Source organism: Alistipes sp. DJF_B185, from assembly GCF_964250025.1.
GTDB lineage: Bacteria > Bacteroidota > Bacteroidia > Bacteroidales > Rikenellaceae > Alistipes > Alistipes finegoldii.
Window position 1 is genome coordinate 84,694 of sequence record NZ_CAXUDY010000006.1, and the last position, 18,502, is coordinate 103,195.

Genomic DNA, 18,502 nt, shown 5'->3' on the forward strand with positions numbered 1-18,502 from the left:
AAACATGGCGACAAAAAAGAGTAACAGACAATTATGGATCATGCTGGCGCTGATCGTCGCGATCGTCGCCGTCATCCTGCTGCTGCCTTCATGCGGCGGCAACAGCAGCAAAAAGGCCGGCGACGTCGAATCGACGACGCTCGTGAAGGCCGGCGACAAAGCCCCCGACTTCACGGTCGAGATGTTCGGCGGCGGCAAAACCGACCTCGCCGAACTGAAAGGCAAGGTCGTCCTGCTGAACTTCTGGGCCACGTGGTGTCCGCCCTGCCGGCAGGAGCTGGCGCGCGTGCAGAGCGACGTGATCGACCGTTTCGCAGGCCGCGATTTCGTATTCCTGCCCATCTCGCGCGGCGAAACGCACCAGACCGTGGCGGCGTTCCGCGAAAAGACCGGCTACTCCTTCCCGATGGGTCTCGACCCCTCGCAGACCGTCTACGACCGTTATGCGTCGAACTACATTCCGCGTAATTTCGTCATCGACCGCAACGGCAAGGTCGTGCTGGCGTCGGTAGGGTACGACCCCGAAGAGTTCGACGAAATGATCAAAACCATCGAAAAAACACTCGAATAACTATGGATACCAAAACGATTCTCAACGAAGCCTCCGGCCGTATGCAGAAGGCTATCGACCACCTCGAAGAGGAACTTCTGAACGTGCGCGCGGGCAAAGCCTCGCCCAACGCCCTGAACGGCATCATGGTAGATTACTTCGGCTCGCAGGTGCCCGTATCGGGCGCGGCCAGCGTCACGGTTCCCGACGCCAAGACGATCCTGATCCAGCCGTGGGACAAGAACATGCTCCGCCCGCTGGAAAAAGCCATCATCGACTCGAACATCGGCCTGACCCCCTCGAACAACGGCGAGCAGATACGCCTGACGATTCCGCCCCTGACCGAAGAGCGCCGCAAGGAGCTGGTGAAGCAGATCCGCGGCGAAGCCGAAACGGCCCGCATCAGCCTGCGCAACGCCCGCCGCGACGCCGTCGAGGCATTCAAGAAGGCCCAGAAGGAGGGCATGCCCGAAGACGAATCGAAGGACGGCGAAACCCAGTCGCAGAAGCTGTTGGAAAAATTCTCTAAGCTGCTCGACGAAGCGCTCCTGAAGAAAGAGAAGGAGATCATGACCGTCTGAAACGGTTTCATCCGCATGAAAATCCGGCCCGATTCATATATTGGCCGGATTTTTTCATATATTTGCCCCTCCTAAACATTCCGTCCCGATGAAAAAGCCATTCCGCAAGATTTCGGTCCTGATCGTATTGTTTTCGCTGTTCGGCATACAGAACGCAGCATCGCAGGGCTACGTCAAACTCAACGCGCTCTATGCGCTGGTCGGCGTCGTAAACCCCTCTGTGGAATTCGCCATATCCCCCAAATCGACCCTGCAGACCGACATCGTGGTCTCGCCGTGGAAGTCGATCAACCGGAAGCATATGACCTTCGCCATCTTCATGGGCGAATACCGCCGCTACTTCAAGGAGCACAACCGGGGCTGGTATCTGGGCGCCAATATCGGCATGATGGCTTTCGACATGTCGAAACCCTATATCGAAGGCTGGAAGCTGAAATTCGAAGACCGCTACTGCAAAGGCTACGGCATGATGATCGGCCTGTGCGTGGGTTACGAACACCAGTTCGGGGAGCGGTGGCTGCTCGACGCTTTCTTCGGATGGGCATGGATGGACAGCCACTACAACGGATACAGTTTCGACGGCAAGGTAGACATGTATCCCCACCGCCCGGTGCAGCCGGAGAACCCCGATCCGTTCAACGGCTCGTCGGAGTGGTATCCCAACAAGCTCGGCGTCTCGATCGGCTACCGGATTTTCATGCCCAAGCGACTGCGCACCGACGGTTCCTGCAGCAGATAACACGGATTGCGAAAAACGGCCGCAAACGGCGGACAAACACAAACGCCCTGCTCTTTGAGGAGCAGGGCGTTTCGTCTTGCCGGATGTGTCCGGACAGGTTACGGGCCGGCAAAACACGGCTACACTCCGAAAGCAAACGCCGGTTTCGAAACGTCCGACTCCGCGGGTTCTGCCCGTTCTTCCGCTAATTCCGCCGACTCCGCAAGTTCCACTGATTCTGCGGGGAGGGGCTGCGGAATCTGCGGGGCTGCCGGTTTTGCCGACTCTGTCCGTTCCTCCGGACGGCATGATCCGGACGGCGCACTACATGCGCAAAAAAACGGAAGCGGGGTGGAAATACCCCGCTTCCGCGTTCTGACGATGCGCGGCCTGCGCCGCAGTCATCGGGAATTACTTAACCTTCGGGCCGGCAGCTACGAGCTTCTTGCCTTCCTCGTTGCCCGTGAACTTCACGAAGTTCTTCACGAAGCGGTTTGCGAGGTCCTCGGCCTTCACGTCCCAATCCTTGGCGTTCTTGTAGGTGTCGCGCGGATCGAGGATCTTGGGATCCACGCCGGGCAGAGCCGTCGGGATCTTGAAGTCGAAGATGGGCAGCGTCTTGGTCTCGGCCTTGTCGATCGAACCGTCGAGGATGGCGTCGATGATGCCGCGCGTATCCTTGATCGAGATACGTTTGCCGGTGCCGTTCCAACCCGTGTTCACGAGGTAAGCCTTGGCGCCCGACTTCTGCATCTTCTTCACCAGCTCCTCACCGTACTTGGTGGGGTGCAGCGAAAGGAACGCTGCGCCGAAGCAGGCCGAGAAGGTCGGAGTCGGTTCGGTGATGCCGCGCTCGGTACCGGCCAGCTTGGCGGTGAAGCCGGAGAGGAAGTAGTACTTGGTCTGCTCGGCGTTCAGGATCGAAACCGGGGGCAGCACGCCGAATGCGTCGGCCGAGAGGAAGATCACCTTCTTGGCGGCCGGAGCCTTCGATACGGGCTTCACGATATTTTCGATGTGGAAGATCGGGTACGATACGCGGGTATTCTCCGTAACCGACTTGTCGGAGAAGTCGATCTTGCCCTTCTTGTCTACCGTCACGTTCTCCAGCAGCGCGTTGCGGCGGATGGCGTTCCAGATGTCGGGCTCGTTCTCCTGCGAGAGGTTGATAACCTTGGCGTAGCAGCCGCCCTCGAAGTTGAATACGCCGTCGTCGTCCCAGCCGTGCTCGTCGTCGCCGATCAGCTCGCGCTTCGGGTCGGTCGAAAGCGTGGTCTTGCCGGTTCCCGACAGACCGAAGAAGATAGCCGTCTCGCCTTTGGCGTTGGTGTTGGCCGAGCAGTGCATCGAAGCCATGCCCTTGAGCGGAAGCAGGTAGTTCATGTAGGAGAACATGCCCTTCTTCATCTCGCCGCCGTACCACGTGTTGATGATGACCTGCATCTTCTCGGTGAGGTTGAAGACGACGGCCGTCTCCGAGTTCAGACCGAGTTTCTTGTAGTTCTTGACCTTGGCCTTCGATGCGTTGAGCACGACGAAATCGGGCTCTCCGTAATTCTCCAGTTCGGCGTCGGTCGGACGGATGAACATGTTCTTAACGAAGTGCGCCTGCCAAGCCACCTCCATGATGAAGCGGATCTTCAGACGCGAGTTCTCGTTGGCGCCGCAGAAAGTATCGACGACGTAAAGCTTCTTGCCCGACAGCTCCTGCGAAGCGATCTTCTTCAGCTCTTTCCAAGCCGCCTTGGTTACGGGCTTGTTGTCGTTCTTATACTCGTCGGAAGTCCACCAGATCGTATCTTTCGTGGTCTCGTCCATTACGAAGAACTTGTCTTTGGGCGAACGGCCGGTGTAAACGCCGGTCATCACGTTCACGGCGCCCATTTCGGTCTCCTGACCCTTTTCGAAGCCGCGGAGGCCCTTCTTGGTCTCCTCGCGGAAGAGTTCGTCGTACGACGGATTGTACACGATCTCGGTCACACCCGTGATCCCGTACTTTTTCAAATCCATTTTGTTCATAGCAATCGTTATTTTTAATAAAACATCAAATCCAAGATTTAACCTAACCGTCGAAATCCGCGCATGCGGACTTTAACCGCACAAAGGTAGAAAAACTTTTACACTTGTGAAAAAATTAACAGTGAAAAACACAAAAAAAGAACATTATTTTTTCCGATGCCCGTATATGATTCATTTATAACTTCGTATCTCCTCCGCCCGAAGCCGCGCGCAGCTCAGGAACTGCGGACATACCGCAAACATGCTGCCGCGATTTCCGGTTGTGCCGGACGAATCCGGCAGCCTCCGAAAAACGCGGAGCGCACCGGCTTTCGGCCTGTTTCGGAAAAATCGGAAAATAATGTGCCGCCGTCTCCGTTTTTTTCTTAACTTTGGTAACCATGGCCGGACTCTATTTCCACATACCCTTCTGCAAGCGCGTCTGCGCCTACTGCGACTTTTACAAAAGCGCCGACCTGCGGCGCATGGACGACCTGCTGGCGGCCATGCACCGCGAACTGGACGACCGGCGCGGCTATCCGGGCGGCGAAGCGGTGACGACCCGCTATTTCGGCGGCGGAACGCCGTCGCTCTGCACGCCCGAAGCGATCAGGGGACTGCTGGACCACGCCGCACAACTCTTCGACTGCTCCGGCGCCGAAGAGACGACGCTCGAAGCCAATCCCGACGACCTGACGGCCGAGTACCTCGGCGGGCTGCTCGAAGCGGGCATCGACCGCCTTTCGATCGGCGTACAGTCGTTCGACGACGACTGCCTGAAGCTGATGAACCGCCGCCACACGGCCGCGCAGGCGGCCGAAGCGATCCGCGCTGCGCAGCGCGCCGGATTCGGCAACATCACCCTCGATCTGATCTTCGGCGTGCCGGGTTTCGGCGGCGATACGCTGCGCCGCTCGCTCGATACGGCCCTTTCGCTCGGCGTACAGCATATTTCGGCATACCATTTGACCGTCGAACCCGATACGGCTTTCGGGCGGCGCGCTGCGCGAGGCGAATTCCGGGCCGTGGACGAGCAGGTCAGCGAAACGGAGTTCCTCACGGTCCACGAGACGCTGACCAGAGCGGGATTCGAACACTACGAAGTCTCGAATTTCGCCCTTCCGGGCTTCCGCGCCCGCCACAACGCGGCGTACTGGCACGGCGCGAAGTACCTCGGCATCGGTCCTGCGGCGCACTCGTTCGACGGCGAGGAGCGGCACTGGAACGTAGGTTCGGTGGAGCGGTACATCGCGGGCGATCCGGCGGAACGCGAACTCCTCACGAACAGGGACCGTTTCAACGAGTACGTCATGACGGCGCTCCGAACCGCCGAAGGAATCGACACGCGGGAGGTCGCGGCCCGTTTCGGCACGAAACGGCTGGAGCGGATGCGCGAAGAGGCGGCCCCCTATCTGCAAAGCGGCGCGCTCCGCGACGCAGGCGGACGGCTGGCGGTTCCCCCGGAGCGGTTTCTGATCTCGGACGCCGTGATCGAGGCCCTTTTCGAAACATAACGACGCGCGCAACCAAGTGAAACTGAAATGTTAAGTTATTCTTAAATTTTTTTACTAATTACCCTTTCGAGATTGTTAATATAAATATAAGTATTACCTTTGCACCGGTTTTCAACCGATTCGACAAGTAAATTACAAACAAGCATCACAAATATGAGCAATGCAAAACTAACCCCCGATTACCTGTTCGAGGTAAGTTGGGAGGTCTGCAACAAAATCGGCGGCATCCATACGGTAGTCTCGACCAAAGCGCAAACGGCCATCCGGAAATTCAACGAGCGCTACATCCTCATCGGCCCCGACCTGCAGCACGAAGGCGTGAACCCCGAATTCGAGGAGGATCCCAACCTGCTGAAGGCATGGCGTCAGGGACTCTACGCCGAAGGCATCCGCATCCGCGCGGGACACTGGAAAATCAAGGGCGAACCGACGGCCATACTGGTGGACTTCACCTCGCTGATTCCCCGCAAGGACGAAATACTCAAGAAACTCTGGGAGACCTACCACGTCGATTCGATTTCGGGTCAGTGGGACTACATCGAACCCGTGCTCTTCGGCTACGCCGCAGGCGCGGTGATCGCCTCCTATGTCGAGAACTTCTGCACCGCGACCGACAAGATCGCCGCCCATTTCCACGAATGGATGACCGCGGCGGGCGGTCTCTACCTGCGCCGCCACGCACCCTATGTGGCGACGCTCTTCACCACGCACGCCACGGTCATGGGCCGCTGCATCGCGGGCAACCACCTGCCGCTCTACACCGACCTGACCAAGTTCAACGCCGACGAGCTGGCACGCCAGTTCAACGTCGTGGCCAAACACTCGATCGAAAAGGCCGCCGCTGCCTACCACGACGCATTCGTCACGGTCAGCGACATCACGGCCAACGAGTGCAAATTCCTGCTGGGCCGCGAACCCGACTGCATCACGCCCAACGGCTTCGAAAACGATTTCGTCTGGACCGGCGAGGAGTACGACGCAAAACGCGCCGAAGCCCGCAAAACGATGATCTCGGTGGCCGAAGCGTGTCTGGGCGAAAAGTTCGCCGAGGAGCCGCTGATCGTCGGCACCAGCGGACGCTACGAATTCCGCAACAAGGGCATCGACGTATTCATCGAATCGCTCAAGAAACTGGCCGCATCGCCCCGGCTCAAACGTCAGGTGCTGGCCTACATCACCGTGCCCGCCGCCAACCGCGGTCCGCGCGCGGACCTGCAGGCGCATCTGGCCGACCCGTCGAAGCCCATCGACGGCGGGCAGTACAAATACTCGACCCACTACCTCGAATACCAGAACAGCGATCCGATCGTAAACGCCCTCAACGGCAGCGTCCTGACCACGCCCGATTCGAAGGTGAAGGTGATCTTCGTTCCGACCTACCTCAACAAGGCCGACGGCATCTTCGGCAAGGATTACTACGAGCTGCTGGTGGGCATGGACATGACCGTATTCCCCTCCTACTACGAACCGTGGGGATACACGCCGCTCGAATCGGTGGCCTTCTCCGTGCCGACGATCACCACGACGCTGGCCGGATTCGGTCTCTGGGCGGCCAAGCAGCGCGAGCATGCGGGCGTGGAGATCGTTCTGCGCGACGACTACAACGATCAGGAGGTCGAAGAGAAGATCGCCGAGTCGCTGCTGCACTTCAGCCTGCTGGACGACAAGCACGTGAACGAGATGCGCGTGTCGGCCTACGAAATCTCCGAAACGGCGCTCTGGGAACACCTCTTCGCCGCCTACGAGCAGGCTTACTCCGAGGCTGTCGAAAGTTCGGTCATCCGCACCAACCGCGCCGTGCTGGACGAGGGCGGAAACCGCAACGAGCAGATCAACTTCGTGCGCCAGCAGCTTTTCGCCGAGAAGCCCAACTGGAACCGCATGATGGTGGACAAGACGCTGCCCAAACGGCTGCACGCCCTCGAAGAGCTGTCGCGCAACCTCTGGTGGTGCTGGAATCCCGGCACGCGCGACCTGTTCGAAAGCATCGACCATGCGTTGTGGGCCGAGTGCGAACGCAATCCGATCGCATTCCTCGACAAAATGAGCGTGGAGCGCATGAAGGAGCTCGAACAGGATACGAATTTCCTCAGCCAGCTCGACGCCGTATATGCGCAGTTCCGCGACTACATGAACGAGAAACCCGATCCGAAAGCGACCTCGATCTCCTACTTCTCGATGGAGTACGGCCTGCATTCGTCGCTCAAGATTTACTCCGGCGGTCTGGGCATTCTGGCCGGCGACTACCTCAAGGAGGCGTCGGACAAGAACGTCCCGATGGCGGCCGTGGGCCTGCTGTACCGTTACGGCTACTTCACGCAGCGGCTCTCGTCGCAGGGCGCGCAGGAGGCGACCTACGAAGCGCAGAACTTCTACAAGCTGCCGATCTCTCCCGTGCGCGACGAAGCCGGTAACTGGATGACGGTCACCATCGCCTTCCCCGGACGTACGCTCTGGGCGCGCGTCTGGAAATGTCAGGTGGGACGCACGGACCTCTACCTGCTCGACGCGGACTTCGAGGCCAACCTCGAAGAGGACCGGCAGATTACGCACCACCTCTACGGCGGCGACTGGGAGAACCGGCTCAAGCAAGAGATCCTGCTCGGCATCGGCGGTATCCGCGCGCTGCGCAAGCTGGGCATCAAACACGACGTATTCCACTGCAACGAGGGACACGCCGCATTCATCGGCATCGAGCGCATCCGCGATCTGGTGACCCACAAGAAGCTCTCCTTCTCGGAAGCGCTGGAGGTGATCCGCTCGTCGTCGCTCTTCACGACCCATACGCCGGTTCCCGCAGGCCACGACGCATTCCCCGAATCAATGATCCGCCAGTACATGTCGCACTATCCCGACGTGCTGGGAATCACGTGGGAACAGTATATCAACCTCGGCAAGACCAACCCCAACGACCCCAACGAGAAGTTCTCGATGTCGGTGCTGGCCTGCAACCTCTCGCAGGAGGTGAACGGCGTGTCGTGGCTCCACGGCGAGGTGTCGAAGGAGATTCTGGGCAACATGTGGCCGGGCTACTTCAAAAACGAGCTTCACATCGGGTATGTCACCAACGGCGTGCATTTCCCGACGTGGATCGCGACCAGCATGCGCCGCCTGTACGCCCGCTATTTCGCCGACGGATTCGAGGGACACACCTACGACATCCCGGCATGGCAGAAGGTCCACCAGATTCCCGACGAGGAGCTGTGGAACGAGCGCATGTATCTCAAGAACAAGCTCGTAAAGCATATCCGCCGCCGCTACAGCGACCCCAATCAGGTGCGTCTCGACTCGCCGCGCCAGATGATTCAGATCATCGAGGGCATCAAGCCCGACGTGCTGACCATCGGTTTCGCCCGCCGCTTCGCCACCTACAAGCGCGCCTACCTGCTGTTCACCAACCTCGACCGGCTGTCGGCGATCGTCAACAACAAGGAGCGTCCCGTGCAGTTCATCTTCGCGGGCAAAGCGCACCCTAACGACAAGCCGGGTCAGGACCTCATCAAACGCATCGTCGAGGTGGCCGCCATGCCGCAGTTCGTGGGCAAGATCCTCTTCCTGCAGAATTACGACATGGAGCTGGCCCGCCGCATGGTGCAGGGCGTGGACGTGTGGCTCAACACCCCGACCCGTCCGCTCGAAGCGTCGGGTACGTCGGGCGAGAAGTGCGTCATGAACGGCGTGCTCCAGTTCTCGGTACTCGACGGATGGTGGGTCGAAGGCTACAAGGAGGGCGCGGGATGGATGCTGCCCATGGAACGCACGTTCGCCGATCAGGGCTATCAGGACGAACTCGACGCCGAGATGATTTACAACACCATCGAAGAGCAGATCGTGCCGAAATACTACGACCGCGGCAGCGACGGCATTCCTCACCAGTGGGTGGATTCGGTCAAAAAGTGCGTCGCCGACATCGCGTCGAACTTCACGACCAACCGCATGCTGGGGGATTACGAGGAGCGGTTCTACAACAAGCTCGCGGCCCGCAAGCGCGAAATCGTCGAAGGCGGCTACAAGCTGGCCCGCGAGATCGCGGCGTGGAAGCGCAAGGTTTCGGCCGCATGGGACAAGGTCCGCGTGATCGACGTCCAGCGCGTGAGGATCGACGACGAGGCGATCTTCGTCGGCGAGAAGTACCACTTCGAAGTGACGGTGGACATCGCCAACCTCCGGCCTGAGGATATCGGCGTCGAGATGGTCATCGCCCAGCAGATCGTCGGCGGCGGCAAGGTGAACGTAACCCGCACCATCGGGCTGAAACACACCAAAACCGACGGCAGCCGCGTGACCTATGCGCTGGATTACGTTCCCGGCGAGGCCGGCACGTTCGATGTGGCGCTGCGTCTCTATCCCTACAATCCCCACCTGCCGCACCGCATGGATTTTGCATTGGTAAAGTGGGCTTAGCAAATTTGGCGTGAATAATGTTAAAAAAGGTATTAATTTACTGTTATCGGGTATTATTTATCTGAAAATTTTAATATCTTTATAGGACGAACTGCATTTTTAAGAAAGATATGTCAGCACTTACTTTCGACAAAAGCGAATTGGGCAATCTGGAGTACTCCCTCCAGCGCGAAATGCTCTCGACGGACCGTATCGGCGGCTACATGAGTACGACGATCGTCTGCTGCAACACCCGCCGCTATCACGGACTGATGGTGGCCCCCATCGACGACAGCGGCCGGACCTACGTCCTGCTCTCGTCGCTCGACGAGACCGTGGTGCAGCACGACCAGACGTTCAATCTGGCGCTGCACCGTTTCAAGGGGGTATACGAGCCGCGCGGCCACAAGTATATCACCGATTTCGAGTATACGCCGACGCCGACGATCACCTACCGCGTGGGCGGCGTAATCCTCAAGAAGGAGATGCTCTGGATCCACAAGCGGACGCAGCTGATGATCCGCTACACGCTCGTGGACGCCCACTCCGAAACCCGGCTGCGGCTGCGGCCGTTCCTCGCCTTCCGCGACAAGCATGCGCTGACGCACGCCAACATGGAGGCCGACGGACACTCCTACCCCGCCGTAAACGGCGTGAAGTGCCGTCTCTACAACTCGTTCCCGTGGCTCTATCTCCAGACGAGCAAACCCGGCACGGAGTTCGTGCCCGCGCCCGACTGGTATTACGGATTCGAATACCAGCAGGAGCTGGCCCGCGGATACGAGGGGTACGAAGACCTGCTCACGACGGGCTATTTCGAAGCGGAGCTCAAGAAGGGCGAGAGCATCATCTTCTCGGCGTCGCTCGACGAAATGGGCTCGACCAAAACCATCGAAGAGGTTTTCGCCGCATCCATCGCGCGGCGTACGCATAAGATCGACTTCATCAGCTGTCTCGAACACTCGGCGCGGCAGTTCCTGATCCGCCGTCCGGGCGACCGGACCGAAGTGGTGTCGGGATATCCGTGGCACGGGGTTTCGGGCCGCCAGACCTTCATCTCGCTGCCGGGCATCACGCTCGAACAGGGACACAAGGAGGACTGCATCGACGCGCTGGATACGCTGGTGCGGGAGATGCGCGACGGCATGTTCACCGGCAGCGCCTCGGCCGAAGTCGCGGCGGACGCTCCCCTCTGGTTTTTCTGGACCCTCCAGCAGCTCGAACGCGAGGTGGGGGCCAAGGAGATATGGGCGAGCTACGGCCCGGCCATGAAAGACATACTGGAGAGCTACCGGCAGGGAATAGGCGGCCGCGTGGCGCTGCACGACAACGGGCTGATATGGGCTTCATCGGAAGAGGTGCCCCTGACGTGGATGAATTCGACGATCGACGGACGCCCCGTGACCCCGCGCAACGGCTATCAGGTCGAAGTGAACGCCTTGTGGTACAACGCCGTATGCTATACGCTCGAACTGGCCGGCAAATACGGGGACAAGACGGACAAGGCCTTCGTCAAGGAGTGGGTCCCGCTTCCGGCACGCACGCAGGAGTCGTTCATCGAACTGTTCCGCCTGCCGGAGGGTTATCTGGCCGACTTCGTGGACGGCAGCGGTCCCGACAAATCGACGCGCCCCAACATGATCGTCGCCTGCGGACTGAATTACAAGATGCTCGACGAGACGATGCAGCTGGAGGTGATCCGCACGGTGCGCCAGCACCTGCTCACCCCGAAGGGACTGCGGACGCTGTCGCCCCAAAACCCGCTTTACAGGGGTTCGCAGGAGGGCATGCCCGCCGAACGCGACTTCGCCGCCAAAAACGGCTCGGTATGGCCGTGGCTGCTGCCCTTCTACATCAAGGCCTGCTTCGACATCGACGGCGACGCATTCCTGCCGCAGGCCGAGGAGGCGTTGGAAAACTTCGACGAGGACATCCAGCGTTACGGCATCGGCTCGATCTGCGAGCTGTACGACGCCGACCCGCCCTACGCTTCGCGCGGAGCCATTTCGCAGGCGTGGAGCGTCGGAGCCGCACTGGACATCCACCGCATGATCCGCGAGCGGAGCAAAGGGGATTCCCAAGCGCCCAAAGCCGCGAAGAAAAGCGGCAGAACGAACGGTCCGAAAGAGAAAAAGCCGGCGAAGACGAAGCCTGCGGCGAAAAGCGCCGGGAAGACGGTAAAGGCCGCCGCCAAAAGTCCGGCCGCGGCGAAGACCCCCAAGGCCGCGGCGAAAAAGGCGGCAGGAAAAGCCGCAAAGAAATAAAGGCAACAAAATGAAAAGAATTAAGATATGAGAGTTTTAATGTTCGGTTGGGAGTTCCCGCCCCACATCGCGGGCGGTCTTGGAACGGCGTGCTACGGCATGACGCGCGGTCTGGCGCGCAACGACGTAGACGTCACGTTCGTGGTTCCCCACGCTTACGGCGATGAAGATCAGCGTTTCACGCACGTAATGAACGCCAGCGACGTGGAGGCTCTCTATGGTTCGACCGGGAGCGGAGCCGACGACATTCTCGAAAAAATGTCGTTCATCCACATCGACTCGAACATGGTGCCCTACATCTCCCCCGAAGAGTACGAGGTCTACCACGAACGCTATGTAAAATCGGGTCAGCAGGTCTGGTCCACGACCGACGCATGGAAACAGCGTTACACCTTTTCGGGAAAGTACGGCGCCAACCTCATGGAGGAGGTGGCCCGTTACGCCGTGGTGGCCGCGCAGGTCGCCAAGGACCTCGAAGGGCAGTTCGACGTGATCCACGCCCACGACTGGCTCACCTACTACGCCGGCATCGCCGCCAAGCGCGTGTCGGGCAAACCGCTCGTCGTGCACATGCACGCCACGGAATACGACCGCAGCGGCGAGAACGTCAATACGCAGGTCTACGCCATCGAGCGTGCGGGCATGCACGCCGCGGACCGCGTGATCGCCGTTTCGAACCTTACCCGCAACATCGTCATCAACCGCTACGGCGTTCCGGCCGAAAAGGTCGTGACGGTGCACAACGCCGTGCGCTTCGCCGGCGGCCCCTGCAAAATGCCCGAACGCGGCGTGAAGGACAAGATCGTCACCTTCCTCGGACGCATCACCTACCAGAAAGGTCCCGACTACTTCGTCGAGGCTGCCGCCAAAGTGCTCAAGCGCGTACCCGACGTACGCTTCGTGATGGCCGGTTCGGGCGACATGATGAACCACGTCATCCGCCGCGTGGCGCGGCTGGGCATCGCCGACCGCTTCCACTTCACGGGGTTCCTGCGCGGCGAGGACGTACACAAGATGTTCCAGCTGTCGGACGTATACGTCATGCCGTCGGTCTCGGAACCTTTCGGCATCTCGCCCCTCGAAGCGATGCGCTCGAACGTGCCGGTGATCATCTCCAAACAAAGCGGCGTGGCCGAAGTGCTCGACTTCGCCGTGAAGGTCGATTACTGGGACGTGGACGCGCTGGCCGACGCCATCTACGGCCTCATCCAATACCCGGCCCTGTCGGGCATGTTCGCGTCGAAAGGACTCGAAGAGGTCACCAACCTCAAGTGGAACGACGCCGCGGCGAAGATCAAAGCCGTATACGAAGCGGTCATTGAAGAGAACAAAAAACAATAAAAATACAGATACCCTATGAAAACCGTCTGCTTATATTTTCAGGTACACCAGCCTTGGCGACTGAAGAAGTACCGCTTCTTCAACATGGGCAAGGACCACAACTACCTAGACGACCTCCTGAACCGCTCGATCATGCAGAAAGTCGCCCGGCAGTGTTACCTGCCCATGAACGCCCTGCTGCTGAAGTTGATCAAGGAGAACAAGGGTAAATTCCGCTGTTCGTTCTCGATCACGGGCATCGCCGTCGAGCAGTTCCGCGCCTTCGCGCCTGAGGTGCTCGACTCGTTCAAGGAGCTGGCCGCCACGGGATGCGTCGAGTTTCTGGCCGAAACCTACTCCCATTCGCTGGCGTCGCTGGCGTCGAAAGAGGATTTCACCGAACAGGTGAAGCTCCATACGGCGATGATCAAGAAGGAGTTCGGCGTGAAGCCCACCGCCTTCCGCAACACCGAGCTGATCTACTCCGACGAGATCGGCGCCATGGTCGCCGACATGGGCTTCCGCACGATGCTGGCCGAAGGCGCCAAGCACGTGCTGGGCTGGAAATCGCCCAACTACGTCTATGCCAACGCCATCAATCAGAAACTGCGCCTGCTGCTGCGCAACTACAAGCTCTCGGACGACATCGCGTTCCGTTTCTCGAGCCGCAGCTGGGACGAATGGCCGCTGACGGCGGACAAATACGTCAAATGGCTCTCTTCGGACGAAACGCCGGGCGAGGTCATCAACCTTTTCATGGACTACGAGACCTTCGGGGAGCATCAGACGGCGGATACGGGAATCTTCGAATTCATGCGTGCGCTTCCCAAAGCGATCCTCGCCAAGAAGAACGACATGGAATTCGCCACCGTAAGCGAGGCCGCCAAGAAGTACCAGCCGGTGTCCGTACTCCACTGTCCGCACGTAATGTCGTGGGCCGACGAGGAGCGCGATGTGACGGCGTGGCTCGGCAACGAGTTGCAGAACGAGGCTTTCTCGAAACTCTATGCCCAGAAAGAGAAGGTCGCCGCCCTGAAAAGCCCCGATTTCGACTATGTATGGAGTTTCATGCAGACCTCGGACCACTTCTACTACATGGCGACCAAATGGCTCTCGGACGGCGACGTACACTCCTACTTCAACCCGTACGACTCGGCATACGACGCCTTCATCAACTACATGAACGTCCTTTCGGACTTCATCATCGAGCTGGATCAGGCGGTGGCCGCCAAAGCCGCAAAGGCGAAATAGGACAACCCCTCCCGCAACACGGTGAGGGGACGGAGGAGTGGCGCATGAAACGCAGCCCTACAGCCCCGCAAACACGCCCGTAAAGCCCGCATGGCATCTGCGCCGCCGGACGGAACGGCGGACCGAAAAAACGCCCAAAATGCCGGAAAACGCCGGGGAACATGGGAAGAACATCCGGGAAATGCCGGGAAATGCCGGGAAATAGACTCAAATCAAATCAGCCGCAGTCAACACTGCGGCTGATTTTTCATACAAGTCGGGACAAAGGCACCCGATCCGGCAACAGCTTATCGTATCCGGTCCGACGGATTGCAGCAACGGCCGGAACGATAAAAAAAGCGGCAGACCGCGCCTCTTCGGTCTGCCGCAAGCAGGAATGTTACTTAAAAGTGGGAGTTGTTAACCAAAAAACTTTGGGATGTGCCGTTCCTGCTTTAGGGATTTGATTTCCCGCGCTCCCGGCACCGTCCCGAAGGACGGCGCCGGATTCTGCGGAAAAGGGGGATTCTTTTTAGTTGGCTTTCTGCTTAACCTTGATATCAAGATTGTGAACGCGGTCCGTGCCGTAATCATAGGATACGGTAACTTTCACCTTGACCGTCTTCTCGCCTACGAATTCGCTGTCGGCATTACCCTTGACCGTAATCGTACCGGTGGTTGCGAAATCGGCCCCAGTATCAATTCGGTCAACAAGAACCTCCGGATTCATCACCTCGTACTTGACAACGACTCCGAGAACCGTATTCTCATCGGCAGCCGTAGCCTCGAATACGTTATTGCCGTTGATATTCGCCAGCTGGAGGAGATCGCCCACAGTCAGGGAAGCATCGTCAGCGCTCGCGGAGATCGTAGTAACGGCATTCTTACGCAGGCTGATCGTCTTATCCTTGATCGGGTCGGGAATCTCGACATTGAGCACCTGCTCGTCAAGAACATAAGAATCAAGCATCAGTTTTACGCTGAGCGCCATGTTCAGGCCCTTGTACTCAGTACCCCACGTCAGGGTCTTGGCGTCGGCGTCTACCGAAGCGCCTTCATACTCTTCAGCGTCTACCGAGAAGACAACCTTTCCGATTTCATTGCCCTTGGAATCTTTGGGTGCAACCCAAGTGTTGTCGAGGTTAAGTCCATCGGGCACATAAGCCGTCGTCGTAAGTTTTGCGTTCAGACGCACCGGATTCGCATAGTTGTCGCCCTGTACCAGCTCGCCTGCAAAGCCTTCGAAATTAACCGTAACGGCAACCGTTACATCGAGACCCCAGTCGGCAGTAAGTTTAGCCGTGAGTTCGTAGCTCTTCTCCTTTGCTCCGGTGCCGAGCTTGATAGCGATGTTCTTTGCATCGTCGGTCGCCTGCACGAGTTCGGTTCCATCTTCCGCTTCATCGGCAGTAGCCTCGAAGGTAGCGGCATAGATCGCATCTACGAACGTCTGCTTGTCGGCGAAGTACTTCGGAGCCCAATCCTTATTCCAGAGTTTCTCGGCATACGTCTCGATCACCGTGTATTCGCTCGTTCCCGCCAAGTAATCCACCGTTACGGTCTCCGGAGCCATCGTGATCTCAGGCATACCCTCGATAACGACGGGCAGAGTAATCGTAATATCGGTGTTCTCATAGTTGTAACGTGCTTTGACCGTGTAAGAACCGCTCGTCATTGCACTGTTGCCGGCTACGACAAGTTCCAGATGCTGCTCTGCACGATCGTCAGCAGGAGAGCTAGTAAGGATAATGTCAGCGACATCGAACGGCAGTTCGTCGGTCATTTCGGTCTCGCCGTCGAAGATCTGGATATCCTCGAAGGATCCAGCCTTCAGTGCGTTGTAAATCACGTGGCCGATCTGCGGCTTCGTGGGATCGGGATTCAGCAGGTAATCCACAGCCTCGTAATCGTCGCCAGCACTAACCGTTGCATAGTTCCACGTTACCGTCTGCGGCTCGGAAACGATGACGTCGGTGTTGTCCTTGATGATGGTGAACTGCGATTTGGCGTTCTTAACCACGCGGCAGGTGTATTCGCCCGATACGAGGTCGAACGAGAACGGTTCCGAGGTAATCACGTCGTCGATCAGAGCCGGAACACCCTTGCCCTTTTTGATCGCCGCCGTGGTTGCCGTAAGCGTATAGCTGTCCTTGTTATCTTCGGGATCTACCGTCGCTACGGCGGCGTCTTCAGGAACAACGGTCTTGAGAACGGGAACATCCTCGCCCCAGATTGCGGCAAGCTCCTGCGGTTTGCCGTCTTTCATGTAGTAAATCTTCACATCATGGAAGAACTCAACGACGGTTTCCTCGTCGTTATATTTCAGACCGCCATCGCCCTCGAATTCCGGGAACTGGGTATCGTCGTCAACTACCAGTTCGAGGTTTCCGTCCTCTTTCATACGACCGGCAACCAGATCGGCATTGATCGCGCCGCCTGCATTATACTGCGTACCGATAAAGGCACTGGTGAAATCGCTGCCCAAATCCTCGCCCGAAATGGCATCTTCGGGCGTAGCTCCGGCGACACCGGTGCCTGCGAGTTTCACATTCAGCGCAATGGCCAGCGTTTTGCCGTTTCCGTACTCGTACTGAGTCTTGGCGACAACGGTAAACTTACCGGTCACGACGTCCTGATCGATCACGTCTACAACCTCGAACGACGCAGCGCTGCGCGTCTTGATCTCCTCCGTTACGAACGATACGTTCTCCTTGGTCATCTTGACTGCCAGAGCCGCAGGCGAAACCATGAAAGTAGCTTCGATCGCGGCCTCGTTGCCGCCTTCGTCGCTGCCCAGATAGAACTTGTAGTCCTCACCTTCACCGTCAACCATCGCGATATAGGGAAGTCCCTCGATGGAAATGACATTGTTCGATACCTCTTCGAGCGAAGTCGGAACGTAAACCAGCGACTGGATGCGGCCGGCGAGGTCTGCGATAGCGCTCCAGAGATTGCGGAGCTGCGTGTCGTAATTGTCGAAACGATCCTTCAGATCGGCTTCTTTCAGGTAGATTGCGCTGCCGTCGGGGTTGAACAGTTTGCTGTTTACACCCTCCTCGATCATCGCCTCGATAGCCTCTTTCAGAGTTACGTTGGCATCGGTCAGCTCCTTGAGGATCGTATCGGTGATGGTCTTGCCCATTTCGGCTTTGACCGTCTCGTCATTCATGTACTCAGCCATGTACGAAGCGAAGTTGTCGCCGAGGACCTTCTTGATGGCATCGGTGACCGTAGCCGTCTCCGAAGATACGGAATTGGCGACAGCGGTAAGGATCTGGTTGATCTGAGTCGCCGACAGCTGATCGGCACCGGTGATGTAACCTTTACCCTCGACGAAATCCTTCATCTGCTGCTCGGTAACGTACTTGCCGTCGACCAGAGCCTGCTGGATGATCTTCTGCATTTCGGCCTGCAGTTTACCCATGGTCTCGTCCGAAGCGATCATCGTCTCGAAAATCTTCTTGACATCGTCGGCAGTCAGCTGATTCTTGGTAGCCTCTTCGATCAGTTTCTGAACGTCAGCCTTGGTCTGATATCCCTGAGCCTTAATAAGTTTCAACACCTCATCGCTAGTCAGCCAATCTTTCAGATCCGACTTCTTGGCATAGTCTGCCAGCCTTTTGTCAAGCTCTGTCTGGAGACCGCTGTTGGTAACGAAAGACGAGAAATCTATCCCGTTTAATTTGTCGGTAACAGCTTTGAGGGCTGAAGCGTCGGCCTTCAACTCGACTTGACCCTTCAAGTCGTTGATCTGACCCTTCAGGTCGTCGATGTCGTCGTCGTAGTCTTTACAACCGACACCGGCTAACATTGTTCCGGTTAAGAACAGTGCAAGAAATTTTCTGAATAAGTTTTTTTTCATAGTAATGAAGAATTGAAATGGAATTGTTTTTTGTGTTGACGCATTAGTTATCAATAGAGTGACGTATCTATTTTTTTTTCGG

11 protein-coding genes are annotated in these 18,502 nt (G+C 58.0%); 9 read left to right on the plus strand and 2 right to left on the minus strand.

The annotated features are described in order from the left end of the window. Nucleotides 1-4 precede the first annotated feature (4 nt). The 3 genes from ACESTR_RS09595 (at nucleotide 5) to ACESTR_RS09605 (ending at nucleotide 1,870) form a co-directional block, all read left to right on the plus strand. Nucleotides 5-571 carry a TlpA family protein disulfide reductase gene (locus tag ACESTR_RS09595; RefSeq protein WP_009597530.1) on the plus strand — a complete coding sequence of 189 codons (567 nt, stop codon included), beginning with the start codon at nucleotides 5-7 and terminating at the stop codon, nucleotides 569-571. Nucleotides 572-573: 2 nt separating this feature from the next. Continuing rightward, nucleotides 574-1,131, plus strand: coding sequence for a ribosome recycling factor (gene frr, locus ACESTR_RS09600; RefSeq protein ID WP_014775166.1), 558 nt, complete (start codon nucleotides 574-576; stop codon nucleotides 1,129-1,131). Nucleotides 1,132-1,219: 88 nt separating this feature from the next. Next, the gene (locus ACESTR_RS09605) at nucleotides 1,220-1,870 is read left to right on the plus strand and encodes a DUF3575 domain-containing protein (protein WP_009597511.1); all 651 of its coding nucleotides are present in this window, start codon (nucleotides 1,220-1,222) and stop codon (nucleotides 1,868-1,870) included. A 390-nt stretch (nucleotides 1,871-2,260) separates the two neighbouring features. On the opposite strand, the gene pckA is transcribed toward ACESTR_RS09605, so the two are convergent. Beyond that, nucleotides 2,261-3,868, minus strand: coding sequence for a phosphoenolpyruvate carboxykinase (ATP) (gene pckA / locus ACESTR_RS09610; RefSeq protein WP_014775168.1), 1,608 nt, complete (start codon nucleotides 3,866-3,868; stop codon nucleotides 2,261-2,263). A 380-nt stretch (nucleotides 3,869-4,248) separates the two neighbouring features. Between pckA and hemW the strand changes: the two genes are divergently transcribed. From hemW to ACESTR_RS09640, 6 genes are all read left to right on the plus strand, one after another. Then, nucleotides 4,249-5,361, plus strand: a complete 1,113-nt coding sequence (gene hemW / locus ACESTR_RS09615; protein WP_009598753.1) for a radical SAM family heme chaperone HemW — start codon at nucleotides 4,249-4,251, stop codon at nucleotides 5,359-5,361. A 153-nt stretch (nucleotides 5,362-5,514) separates the two neighbouring features. Then, the gene (glgP, locus tag ACESTR_RS09620; protein ID WP_373179187.1) at nucleotides 5,515-9,765 is read left to right on the plus strand and encodes an alpha-glucan family phosphorylase; all 4,251 of its coding nucleotides are present in this window, start codon (nucleotides 5,515-5,517) and stop codon (nucleotides 9,763-9,765) included. Nucleotides 9,766-9,875: 110 nt separating this feature from the next. Continuing rightward, complete coding sequence (locus ACESTR_RS09625; RefSeq protein WP_130062542.1) at nucleotides 9,876-12,008, plus strand: glycogen debranching enzyme N-terminal domain-containing protein; 2,133 nt, start codon at nucleotides 9,876-9,878, stop codon at nucleotides 12,006-12,008. Between the two features lie 27 nt (nucleotides 12,009-12,035). Then, nucleotides 12,036-13,349 carry a glycosyltransferase family 4 protein gene (locus tag ACESTR_RS09630; protein ID WP_009598758.1) on the plus strand — a complete coding sequence of 438 codons (1,314 nt, stop codon included), beginning with the start codon at nucleotides 12,036-12,038 and terminating at the stop codon, nucleotides 13,347-13,349. 15 nt (nucleotides 13,350-13,364) lie between these two features. After that, the gene (locus ACESTR_RS09635) at nucleotides 13,365-14,579 is read left to right on the plus strand and encodes a glycoside hydrolase family 57 protein (protein ID WP_227042085.1); all 1,215 of its coding nucleotides are present in this window, start codon (nucleotides 13,365-13,367) and stop codon (nucleotides 14,577-14,579) included. Nucleotides 14,580-14,740: 161 nt separating this feature from the next. Further along, nucleotides 14,741-15,025 (plus strand): hypothetical protein, encoded by a 285-nt coding sequence (locus ACESTR_RS09640; RefSeq protein WP_279183612.1) that lies wholly within the window; start codon nucleotides 14,741-14,743, stop codon nucleotides 15,023-15,025. A 65-nt stretch (nucleotides 15,026-15,090) separates the two neighbouring features. On the opposite strand, the gene ACESTR_RS09645 is transcribed toward ACESTR_RS09640, so the two are convergent. Next, entirely contained in the window at nucleotides 15,091-18,369 is a 3,279-nt protein-coding gene (locus ACESTR_RS09645) for a hypothetical protein (protein ID WP_302268064.1), read from the minus strand. Between the last annotated feature and the right edge of the window lie 133 nt (nucleotides 18,370-18,502).